At 72.8% G+C, this 10,953-nt stretch carries 8 protein-coding genes; 2 read left to right on the forward strand and 6 right to left on the reverse strand.

Annotated elements, in window-relative coordinates; translation table 11 throughout:
* Positions 1-4 precede the first annotated feature (4 nt).
* Positions 5-3,229 (forward strand): fused isobutyryl-CoA mutase/GTPase IcmF, encoded by a 3,225-nt coding sequence (gene icmF / locus AC3A3L_RS05615; RefSeq protein WP_487639026.1) that lies wholly within the window; start codon positions 5-7, stop codon positions 3,227-3,229.
* 164 nt (positions 3,230-3,393) lie between these two features.
* Here icmF and AC3A3L_RS05620 read toward each other — a convergent pair whose 3' ends face one another.
* Entirely contained in the window at positions 3,394-5,373 is a 1,980-nt protein-coding gene (locus tag AC3A3L_RS05620; RefSeq protein ID WP_487639027.1) for an ATP-binding protein, read from the reverse strand.
* Positions 5,374-5,508: 135 nt separating this feature from the next.
* Here AC3A3L_RS05620 and AC3A3L_RS05625 point away from each other — a divergent pair, with 135 nt between their 5' ends.
* Complete coding sequence (locus AC3A3L_RS05625; RefSeq protein ID WP_487639028.1) at positions 5,509-5,862, forward strand: response regulator; 354 nt, start codon at positions 5,509-5,511, stop codon at positions 5,860-5,862.
* A gap of 24 nt (positions 5,863-5,886) precedes the next feature.
* Here the strand turns inward: AC3A3L_RS05625 and AC3A3L_RS05630 are convergent, their stop codons facing one another.
* The 5 genes from AC3A3L_RS05630 to AC3A3L_RS05650 all read right to left on the reverse strand — a co-directional run bounded on the left by AC3A3L_RS05630 (position 5,887) and on the right by AC3A3L_RS05650 (position 10,860).
* Positions 5,887-6,699 (reverse strand): SurA N-terminal domain-containing protein, encoded by an 813-nt coding sequence (locus AC3A3L_RS05630; protein WP_487639029.1) that lies wholly within the window; start codon positions 6,697-6,699, stop codon positions 5,887-5,889.
* Positions 6,700-6,762: 63 nt separating this feature from the next.
* Positions 6,763-7,251 carry a hypothetical protein gene (locus AC3A3L_RS05635; protein WP_487639030.1) on the reverse strand — a complete coding sequence of 163 codons (489 nt, stop codon included), beginning with the start codon at positions 7,249-7,251 and terminating at the stop codon, positions 6,763-6,765.
* Between the two features lie 156 nt (positions 7,252-7,407).
* Positions 7,408-8,835 carry a gamma-aminobutyraldehyde dehydrogenase gene (locus AC3A3L_RS05640; protein WP_487639031.1) on the reverse strand — a complete coding sequence of 476 codons (1,428 nt, stop codon included), beginning with the start codon at positions 8,833-8,835 and terminating at the stop codon, positions 7,408-7,410.
* 19 nt (positions 8,836-8,854) lie between these two features.
* Positions 8,855-9,193: a cupin domain-containing protein gene (locus AC3A3L_RS05645; RefSeq protein ID WP_487639032.1), complete on the reverse strand. Its 339-nt coding sequence runs from the start codon at positions 9,191-9,193 to the stop codon at positions 8,855-8,857.
* A gap of 50 nt (positions 9,194-9,243) precedes the next feature.
* Positions 9,244-10,860, reverse strand: a complete 1,617-nt coding sequence (locus AC3A3L_RS05650) for a PucR family transcriptional regulator (protein ID WP_487639033.1) — start codon at positions 10,858-10,860, stop codon at positions 9,244-9,246.
* Between the last annotated feature and the right edge of the window lie 93 nt (positions 10,861-10,953).

Below are 10,953 nucleotides of genomic sequence, written 5' to 3' on the forward strand. Positions count from 1 at the left end.
TGGCATGGCCGACCTGCACACCCCCACGCACCCGATCCGCCTCGTCACGGCGTCCGCGCTGTTCGACGGCCACGACGCCTCGATCAACATCATGCGCCGGATCTTCATGAGCCAGGGGTGCGAGGTCATCCACCTCGGGCACAACCGCTCGGTGCAGGAGGTCGTCGACGCCGCGCTGGAGGAGGACGTCCAGGGCGTCGCGGTGTCGTCCTACCAGGGCGGACACGTCGAGTACTTCGAGTACCTCGTGGAGTCGCTGCGCGCCGCGGGCGCCGGCCACGTGCGCGTGGTCGGCGGCGGTGGCGGCGTCATCGTGCCGAAGGAGATCACGCGGCTCCGGGAGTCCGGCGTCACCATCTTCTCCCCCGAGGACGGCCAGAAGATGGGCCTCGTCGGGATGATCAACTCCGTCGTCGCCGACTGCGACGTCGACCTGTGGGCCGACCGGCAGGTGAGCGCCGAGCAGGTCCTGAGCGGCGACCGGTTCGCCGTCGCTCGCGCGATCACCGGCGCCGAGGGCGGCCGCCTCGACGAGTCGCTGCTGGAGGAGGTACGCCGCGCGGCCGCGCGCCGCGTCGTACCCGTCCTCGGCATCACCGGCACCGGCGGGTCGGGCAAGTCCAGCCTCACCGACGAGGTCGTCCGCCGCTTCCGCACCGACCAGCAGGACAAGCTGCGCATCGCCGTCGTCGCCGTCGACCCGACCCGGCGCAAGGGCGGCGGGGCGCTGCTCGGCGACCGGATCCGCGCCAACTCCCTCGACGGCGACCGGGTGTTCTTCCGCTCGCTCGCCACCCGTGGCGCGCACGAGGTGCCCGAGCACCTCGCCGACGTCATCGACGTCCTCAAGGCCGCGGGCAACGACCTGGTCATCGTCGAGACGCCCGGCATCGGCCAGGGCGACGCCGGCATCGTGCCGCTCGTCGACCACTCGCTCTACGTCATGACGCCGGAGTTCGGCGCCGCCTCGCAGCTCGAGAAGATCGACATGCTCGACTTCGCCGACAGCGTCGCGATCAACAAGTTCGAGCGCCGCGGCGCCAAGGACGCGCTCCGCGACGTCGGCCGCCAGCTGGTCCGCAACCGCGAGGCGTTCGGCAAGCAGCCGCACGACATGCCGGTCTTCGGCACCAGCGCCGCGACCTTCAACGACGACGGCGTCACCGCGCTCTACCAGCACCTACGCGCCGAGCTCGCCGACGCCGGGCTCGAGGTGGCCGACGGCACCCTCCCGCACGTCGACGTCCGCCACTCCTCCGGCATCCGCCAGGTCGTGCCCGCCGACCGCGTGCGCTACCTCTCCGAGATCACCGAGACCGTCCGCGGCTACCACGCGAGGACCACCGAGCTGGCCGAGGCTGCCCGCAACCTCCAGCGCGTGCAGCACGTCGCCGACGCGCTGGCCGACGGCGACGCCGGTGCGGTCGAGGGCCTGCTCGACGAGGCGCGCAAGGCCGTGCCGCACGAGGTCGCCGACCAGATCAAGCGCTGGCCGGCCGTCGTGGAGTCCTACTCCGGCGACGAGCAGGTCGTGGTGGTGCGCGACCGCGAGATCCACACCAGGCTGACCAAGGAGTCGCTGAGCGGCAACAAGATCCCGCGTGTCTCGCTCCCCCGCTACACCGACCACGGCGAGCTGGTGCGCTTCTGGCGCAACGAGAACCTGCCCGGCTACTTCCCCTTCACCGCCGGCGTCTTCCCGTTCAAGCGCGACAACGAGGACCCCGCCCGCATGTTCGCCGGCGAGGGCGACCCGGCGCGCACCAACCGCCGCTTCAAGATCCTCTCCGAGGGCAACGACGCGACCCGCCTGTCGACGGCGTTCGACTCGGTGACGCTCTACGGCCGCGACCCCGACCCGCGCCCCGACGTCTACGGCAAGGTCGGCACGTCCGGCGTGAGCGTCGCGACCCTCGACGACATGAAGGCGCTGTACGACGGCTTCGACCTGGTCGCGCCGACCACGAGCGTCTCGATGACGATCAACGGCCCGGCGCCCACGGTGCTGGCGTTCTTCCTCAACACCGCCATCGACCAGCAGGTCGACGCGTTCCGCGAGAAGGAGGGCCGCGAGCCGAGCGAGGAGGAGCGCGCCACCCTGGCGGCGTACGCCCTCGCCAACGTCCGCGGCACCGTGCAGGCCGACATCCTCAAGGAGGACCAGGGCCAGAACACCTGCCTGTTCTCCACCGAGTTCAGCCTGCGGATGATGGCCGACATCCAGGAGTGGTTCATCGAGCAGCAGGTGCGCAACTTCTACTCGGTGTCGATCTCCGGCTACCACATCGCCGAGGCCGGGGCGAACCCCATCAGCCAGCTCGCCTTCACCCTCGCCAACGGCTTCACCTACGTCGAGGCCTACCTCGCGCGCGGCATGAAGATCGACGACTTCGCGCCGAACCTGTCCTTCTTCTTCTCCAACGGCATGGACCCCGAGTACAGCGTCCTCGGCCGCGTCGCGCGCCGCATCTGGGCGGTGACGATGAAGGAGAAGTACGGCGCCTCGGAGCGCTCGCAGAAGCTGAAGTACCACGTCCAGACGAGCGGCCGGTCGCTGCACGCGCAGGAGATGGACTTCAACGACATCCGCACCACGCTGCAGGCCCTCATCGCGATCTACGACAACGCCAACAGCCTCCACACCAACGCGTACGACGAGGCGGTGACGACCCCGACCGAGGAGTCGGTGCGCCGCGCGCTCGCGATCCAGCTGATCATCAACCGCGAGTGGGGCCTGGCGATGAACGAGAACCCGCTCCAGGGCTCCTACGTCATCGACGACCTCACCGACCTCGTCGAGGCCGCGGTCCTCGAGGAGTTCGACCGGATCAACGAGCGCGGCGGCGTGCTCGGCGCGATGGAGACCGGCTACCAGCGTGGCCGGATCCAGGACGAGTCGATGCTCTACGAGCACCGCAAGCACGACGGCTCGCTGCCGATCATCGGCGTCAACACCTTCGTCAAGGAGTCCGCGGCCGACGCCCAGCCCAAGGAGGTCGAGCTCGCCCGGGCGACCGAGTCGGAGAAGGAGTCGCAGCTCTCCCGCGTCCGCACCTTCCAGGCCGAGCACGGCGCCGAGGCGCGGGAGGCCCTCGCCCGGCTCAAGGACGCCGCGATCTCGGGCGACAACGTCTTCGCCGTCCTGATGGACGCCGCCCGCGTCTGCTCCCTCCAGCAGGTCACCGAGGCGTTCTTCGAGGTCGGCGGCCAGTACCGACGGAACGTCTGAGCCTGCCGCCCGATCGCGGAGCGAAGGGCGAGACCGATATCTGAGGACGTCATGGGCGGATCGAGGCCGAGATCCCGACCGGGACGTCCTCAGACATCTCGCTGTGAGGCACGACCAACGTAGGCAGTTCGCGACCCCGTGGCGTACGACCCCGCGCGGGGCGGTCAGGAGGCTGTCGAGCTGCCTACGGAAGGCTCGGCCGCCGGCAGGTCGAACCGGAACACCGTGCCAGTGCCGGGCGGGGTCGTGAGGCACTCGATGGTGCCGCCGTGGCGCTGCACGATGGTCTGGCAGATGGACAGCCCCATCCCGGTTCCCCGGAAGTGGGCGCGGACGGCGCCGCTGCGGTGGAAGCGCTGGAAGATCAGCGAACGCTCGGAGTCCTCGACGCCGACCCCGCGGTCCTCGATCTCGACCACGACGCGCGAACCCTTCCGCCGGGCGCGGACGGTGATCGTCGCGGGCTCGCCGGGCCGGGCGTACTTCACCGCGTTGCCGACGAGGTTGCCGAAGAGCTGCCGCAGCGCGACCGGGTCGGCGCGGACGGTCGGCAGGTCGGGGTCCGCCTCGAGGACGTCGTCGGGGCCGAGCAGGCCGGAGACCTGGTCCAGCACCCCACCGGGACCGGAGATGGGGACCTCGCGCGCGGCGAGCTCGCCGGACTCCGCGAGGGCGTGCTCCAGCAGGTCGCCGATGAGCTCCCCCATCTGCTCCGCCGCCCGTTCGGCGCGGCGCAGCGGCTCCGCGGCCGGGGAGCCGGGCTCGAGGTCGTCGGCAGCGAGCCCGACCCAGGAGCGGATCGCGGAGAGCGGGCCACGCAGGTCGTGGGCGGCCGTCGACGCGAAGCCGGCGAGCGGGCGCAGGCCGGAGCGGTGCTCCGTCACCTCGCGCAGCACGAGGAGGACGCCGGGGCGTCCGGTGGCGCGGGAGAGCGTCGCGCGGGTGACGGCGAGGACGACCTCCTCGCCGCTGTTGAGCGGGATCACCACGTCGCCGACGCCCAGCTCGGCGCGCACCGCGCCGGTGTTGGACGGGGCGGGGTCGCGCAGCAGCGCGACCAGCTCCGCCAGCGCGCCGGCGTCGGTGGTCGCGACGCTCACCCGGTGCGCGAGCCGCCGGCTGGCCCCGTTGCTGCGCTCGACCTGGCCGTCCGCGTCGAGCACGACGAGCCCCTCGTCCATGCTCTCGGTCATCTCGGCGAGCAGGTGGGCCTGCTCGGCCGCCTGTGCACGCGCCGCGGTCTCGGCGGCGTACGACTCGTCGACCCGGTCACCGAGGGCACCCACCGCCAGCCCGGTGAGCAGCACGGCGACCATGAAGAGCTGCGACACGAGGACCTCGGCCACCGGGTCCTCCACCGCGTCGAACGGTCCGTGCCCGGTGAGGCTCAGCCAGAGCGCGGTGCCACCGAGGACCAGGCAGTGCAGCGCGGCAGGGAACGTCGGGAACCGGGCGGCCGACCACACCGCGAAGGCCATCACGAGGAAGACGACGGGGTAGGGCTGCACGAACAGCAGGACCGTCGCGGTGACGGAGACGACCCAGAGCACCACCCACTCGGTGCGGGAGCCGCCGTGGACCCGGTCGGCGATCGTCTGCGTGCGCCACTCCCACCCGAGGTGCCCGACCGCGCCCACGGTGAGCACGCCGGCGACGTGCCGGGCGAACCAGGCCACGGCCGTCAGGGCCGTCACCTGTCCCCCGTCGAGCCACAGCCCGAGGGTGCCGACCGCTGCGCCCACCGCGCAGCCGATGGCCGCAGCCCCGGCCATCGCAGCCAGGGTGCGCGGCGAGCGGATGCTGGCGGTGCCGCCCGCGCCGAGCATCGTCGGGCACCAGCGGCGCAGCAGCAGTACGGCGACAGCGGTCTGCGCCGCGACGGACACGGCGCCGAGCAGGCCGAGGAGCGGTGATGCCCCGGTCAGGCCGACGACCACGCCGAAGTGGATCACCAGGAGCGGGACGAGGACGCGGAGCTGGTGGCGCGGCGACTCGGCGAGCAGCCAGAGGAAGGCCACGCCTGCGGCCGGCCAGATGAGGCTGACGACCTGCCCCTCGAGGGCGGTCGCCCGCCCTACGAGCGTCAGTACGGCGTACGCCGCCGCGAAGGCTGCGGCCCGCGCCGGCGACAGGGCCCTCGTCATGGGCACAGGGTACGACCGGCGACGGGCGCCGGAGAGCCGTTCGGGCGAGGCCAGATCTCACGATCCGCTCACATCTGCCGCAGGATCGGGTCAGCGCGGGGACAGCGGCCCGCTGGGGGGTCCACACTCGGTGCCATGCCCCTGCGCAGCCTCGTCGCGGACGACGAGCCCGACATCCGCGACTTCATCGGCCACGTCCTCGAGCGCGCGGGTCATGTCGTGACGATGGCCGGCGACGGTGCCGAGGTCCTGGCGCACACGGCGGAGGAGAGCTTCGACCTGGTCGTGGTCGACCACCACATGCCGCGGATGACCGGTCTCGCGGTCGCCGACGAGCTGCGACGCACCAGCCCGGGCACCAAGGTCCTCATCATGTCCGGCGACCTGGACGTCGGTGACGAGCACCGCCACTTCCTGCCGAAGCCGTTCAACCGCCACGAGTTCCTCGCGGCCGTCGACACGCTCCTCGACCCGCCCGCCGGCGGCTGACCCGGGTTCCTCCCGACCGCCGGGTCAGAGGTTGACGGTGATGTCCGCGTCCTTGCGGAGGTCCTTCACCAGCGCGGTCGCGACCTTGCCGACCTCCTGGCTCGACGCCTGCTCCGCGAGCTGGTCGCGCACCTGGGCGAACGGCGGGATCTCCTGGCCGGCGCCGCCCCCGGAGGCCGCCTGCTGCTTCTTGACCCGCGCGTAGAGCTTGCGGAGCTCCTTGTCGGTCGGCTCGATCGAGCCGTCCTCGTCCTCGACGAGCGCCTCCACCATCGCCTGCGTCCTGACCTGCTCGCGGGCCTGGTCGGCGCTCACGCCCTGAGCCTCGACCGCCTTCAGCAGCTCGTCGGCGGTCTTCATGCCGTTCTGCTCGGCGAGGTCGGTGAGCTCGGCGTCGACCGCCTCGTCGGACACCTCGAGCCCGCGCGACTCGGCCTCCTGCAGGAGCAGCTCGGTGTCGACGAGGTTGTCAGCGGTCTGCTTGCGCAGCGCCTCCTCGTCGGGGTCGTCGCCGCCCATCTGCGCCTGCGCAGCCGCCTGCTGGAAGGCCGCCTCGTAGATCGGGACGAACTCCTCCTTGGTCACCTGCTCGCCGTTGACCTCCGCCACGACGTCGGGGATGGCATCGAGGTCGGGCTGGGGGCCCTCCGCGGCGCCGTCCGACGCACCCGCCGACGGCGAGGCGCTCGACGAGGCGTCCGTGCCTGCCTCGGAGCTCGAGTCGTCGGAGCCCGGCCCGACCGCGTAGGCGACGAAGGTGAGGACGGCTGCGACCGCCAGGATGCCGAGAACGGCGGCGAGGCGGGAGCTGGGCAAGGAGGTCTTCGTGGAAGTCATCGCACCCGACGGTACGCACCCAACCTGAGTGCCGTCCTCAGGGTTCTCAGGGCGTGGCGCCCGTCACAGGTCCTCGAGGGAGTCCGGCACGATGAGCGCGTCGGGGTCCTGGCGCACGGGGAGCTCCGCGAGCGCCGTCCGCACGAGGGTGAGGCGGGCCGCCACCGCGACCTTCTGCCGGAGCCGGCCGACACCGCTCTCGCCGAGCGTCTGCTCCACCGCCTCCGCGATCTGGGCGTCGGTGAACGTCGGCCGGGTGCCGGCGGGCACCTCCACGTCGGGCAGCGCGATCAGCACGGGAAGCACCTGGCTGCCCACGGCCTCGAGGAGGTGGTAGCGGTCGATCTTGCTCATCGCCTCCCACTTCTCCTCGCCCTTGCCGCGCTTGCCGATCTTGCCGCCCGCCACGATCTTGGCGGCGGCAGTGACGGCGACGGTCAGCTCGTGCTCGGTGAAGCGCATGTCCCAAGGATGCCCGATGACCGACAGCCCACCGTGACGGCGTACGACATCGAGCCGGCGCTCGGCCCTGAGGATGGCGGCAGACGACATCAATCCGCGCCCGTCCGATGTCGTGCGCCGCCACCTTCGACCGCTGGCCCCCCAAAGTGGCGGCAACCGACAGCGAACCACGCCGATCCGATGTCGTCCGCCGCCACACTCGACCGCGCGCCGCCACCCCGACGCCCCCGAGGAGCGGCCGCCGGGTCAGTAGTGCGCCGTCATCACGTGCTTGATGCGCGTGTAGTCGTCGAAGCCGTAGCCCGAGAGGTCCTTGCCGTAGCCGGAGGCGCCGAAGCCGCCGTGCGGCATCTCGGAGACGAACGGGATGTGGGTGTTGACCCACACGCAGCCGAAGTCGAGCTCGCGGGTGAGCCGGTCGGCGACGCCCACGTCGCGGGTCCAGACGCTGGCGGCCAGGCCGTAGGGCACGCCGTTGGCCATCGCGACGGCGTCGGCCTCGTCGTCGAAGGACTGCACGGTCAGCACCGGGCCGAAGACCTCCTCCTGCACGATGCGGTCGTCCTGGCGTACGCCGGTGACGACGGTCGGGGCGAAGAAGAACCCTGCTTCGCCGTGCCGGCTGCCGCCGGTGCGGACGGTCGCATGACCGGGCAGCTCGGCGAGGAACGCCTCCACCTTGGCGAGGTGGCCGGCGTTGTTGAGCGGGCCGTACTCCGCCTCCTCGTCCGTCGGCGCACCCGGCTTGGTGCCCTCCGCCGCCTTCACGAGGAGGTCGACGAGCTCGTCGTGGACGCTGCCGTGGGCGATGACGCGGGTGGCGGCGGTGCAGTCCTGGCCGGCGTTGAAGTAGGCGGCCGCGGCGATCATCTCGGCTGCGCGCGGCAGGTCGGCGTCCGGCATCACCACGACCGGCGCCTTGCCGCCGAGCTCGAGGTGCACGCGCTTGAGCGACTTCGCCGCCGACAGCGCGACCTCCGTGCCCGCCCGGACGGAGCCGGTGATCGCGACGAGTCCGGGGGTCGGGTGCTCGACGAGGTAGCGACCGGTCGAGGCGTCGCCGTTGACGACGTTGAGCACCCCGGGCGGCAGGATCGCGCCGGCGATCTCGGCGAGCAGCACGGTGGAGCGGGGCGTGGTGTCGCTGGGCTTGAGCACGACCGTGTTGCCGGCGGCGAGCGCGGGCGCGATCTTCCAGATCGCCATCGCGAACGGGTAGTTCCAGGGCGTGACCTGCCCGACGACGCCGATCGGCTCGCGGCGGATCGCCGAGGTGTGGCCCTCGAGGTACTCCCCCGACGACTTCCCCTCGAGCAGCCGCGCGGCGCCCGCGAAGAACCGCAGCTGGTCGACGCCCTGGTCGACCTCCTCGCTCGCGATGTAGCGCACGGGCTGCCCGGTGTCGCGGGCCTGCACCGCGCTGATGTCGTCGCGTCGCCCGGCGATCGCGGAGGCGAGGTCGAGGAGGTGGGCCTGCCGCGCCCCGGGGGTGAGCCGCTTCCACGTGACCGATGCGCGCTCGGCGGCGGCGTACGCGCGGTCGACCTCCTCGTGCGTCGAGATCGGCGAGCGCCCGTCGGGCTCGCCGGTCACCGGGTCGACGAGGCCGATGAAGTCGGTGGTCGCCGACTCCACGAGCTCGCCGTCGATGAAGTTGCGGATCGTGTCGGTCATGGCTGCGCGCTCCTCGGGCTCAGGCGACGTAGATCTTGCGGATGGTCTCGCGGACGACCCAGGTGGTGCGCTCGCCCGCTCGCAGGCGTACGACGCTGCCCGGCGCGAGGTCGACCTGCTCGCCGTCGTCGTCGAAGGACACCGTCCCGGAGCCGGAGAGCACGACGAACACCTCGTCGACCTCGACGTCGGTCGCGGTGCCGGGGGTCATCTCCCACACACCGACCTCGACCCCGGAGACCGCGGCGAGGGCGCGCGAGCCGGCCTCGGGCGAGCCCTCGACGACGGTGCCGGCGTCGAGCGGCGTGGTCGGCACGGTGGTGGCGACGTCCAGGACACGGGTGGTCACACGGGTCATGCCCTGCATCGTGCCCAGCGCGACAGCGCGGGTGGGCCGACGATCCGTCGTCACTTCGCCCGCCCGCCGAACAGTTCGTCGGCCACGAGTGCGACGTGCAGCGAGACGCGGACGTCGGGGTCGTCGAGGTCGGCGTCGAGGACGGACTCGATCCGCGCCAGTCGGTCGTAGAACGCGGCTCGCGACAGGTGCAGGCTGGCGGCTGCCTCGGTCTTGCTGGACGGGTGCAGGACGAGGGCGCGCAGGGCGGCGAGCAGCTCGGTGCGCGATCCGTCGGCCCGGTCGTGCTCCTGCAGCGGCCCGAGCTCGCGCTCGACGAAGAGCCGGACGCGCTCGTCCTCGCCGAGCAGCGCCAGCAGCCCCCGGAGGTGGAGGTCGGCGAGCCGGTGCACGTCGGGGTCCTGCTCGCGCCGCGCCTGCGGTGCTGCGTCGGCGACCTGGCCGGCCTCGGCGACCGTGCGGGCGACGCCGGCACGGTCGGGGGCGGTGCGGCCGGCGGCCACGACGACGTCGTGGTGCGCCAGGACGCGGGCGGCCAGCCGGTCGACGAGGTCGTCGGCGTCCGCGGCGGGCGACGTCGAGACGAGCACGCGCAGGTCGCGCTCGACCTCGCACACGAGCGCCGGCACCCGCAGCGCGTGGGCGGCCCGGACGACCGTGGCGGCCACCTCGTCGAGGTCCGCCGGTGGCACGGTCCCCACGCGGCCGCGCACGACGACGCCGGTGAGGCCGCGGCGGTGCACCGGGAAGCCGGCCAGCTCGCAGCGACGTCGTACGTCGTCGGAGCCGGGGTCCTCGGCCAGCCCGGTCAGCAGCTCGAGGTGCGTGCGGCGCATGAGCGTGCCCCGGTCCCGGTCGTGGAGGCGGTGCAGCGCGAGGGCCGACGCGGCGCGCTCGGCCACCGCGACCAGCCGCTGCGACGGCGCGTCGGGCGACCCGATGACGAGCCGCCCCCATGCCCGGTCGGTCGTGCCGAGCCGCGTCACCAGCCAGCCGTTGGCGGCGTCCCAGCCGGTGCGCCCGGCCACCTCGACGCGCCGCGAGCGCGCGGGCCAGCCGTCGAGGAAGCCGTCGCCCTCGTCGGGTCCGGCGAAGTAGTCGAGCGGCCGGTGCTGGGCGTTCTCCACGACCACGGGCGCGTCCGCGAGCCGCTGGACCGCGCGAAGCACGTCGACCGGGCCGGCCAGCTCGTTGCTGAGCTCGGTGAAGGTCTCGTGCACGCGCTGGGCCTCGCGCAGCTCGGCGAGCTGCCGGTCCACGACGCGCTCGCCGATCTCCTGCGCGAGCGCCGCGAAGCGGGTCTCACGCGCCAGCACGACCAGGGGCAGCCCGTGCCGCTCGCAGGCCTCGACCAGGGCGTCCGGCAGCGCGGACGCCCACCGCCGGCCGAGCTCGACGACCACACCGGCACTGCCGACGTCGGCGAGCTCGTCGACGAACGCGGCCAGGCCCGCCTGGTCGTCGTCACCGGGCAGGCCCGTCCCCATGGTGAGCAGCAGGTCGCCCTCGCGGAGCAGCTGGCGCACGTCGGGGCGCTCGGTGGCGTGCACCCAGCGGATCGCCCGGTCGGTCCCGGCAGCACCGGCGACCACCTCGGGGGCGGCCCGTCGGAAGGTGGGCAGCTCCAGCGCCTCGCGCAGCGTCACCCCCGGCGTCACGTCGACCACGCGTCGGAGCCTACGCCCGCGACGGGTGACGAAGTGTCCGGCTGGTGCCGCGGATGCCGACGATCCGACACCCGCCGCGGCGTCGTACGACGA

It is taken from the genome of Nocardioides sp. Soil_C_8, from assembly GCF_057656315.1.

Bases quoted from the DNA above. Each gene is read 5' to 3' on its own strand.
- icmF (WP_487639026.1), top strand. From the start codon at position 5: ATGGCCGACCTGCACACCCCCACGCACCCGATCCGCCTCGTCACGGCG.
- AC3A3L_RS05620 (WP_487639027.1), bottom strand. From the start codon at position 5,373: ATGACGAGGGCCCTGTCGCCGGCGCGGGCCGCAGCCTTCGCGGCGGCG.
- AC3A3L_RS05625 (WP_487639028.1), top strand. From the start codon at position 5,509: ATGCCCCTGCGCAGCCTCGTCGCGGACGACGAGCCCGACATCCGCGAC.
- AC3A3L_RS05630 (WP_487639029.1), bottom strand. From the start codon at position 6,699: ATGACTTCCACGAAGACCTCCTTGCCCAGCTCCCGCCTCGCCGCCGTT.
- AC3A3L_RS05635 (WP_487639030.1), bottom strand. From the start codon at position 7,251: ATGTCGTCTGCCGCCATCCTCAGGGCCGAGCGCCGGCTCGATGTCGTA.
- AC3A3L_RS05640 (WP_487639031.1), bottom strand. From the start codon at position 8,835: ATGACCGACACGATCCGCAACTTCATCGACGGCGAGCTCGTGGAGTCG.
- AC3A3L_RS05645 (WP_487639032.1), bottom strand. From the start codon at position 9,193: ATGACCCGTGTGACCACCCGTGTCCTGGACGTCGCCACCACCGTGCCG.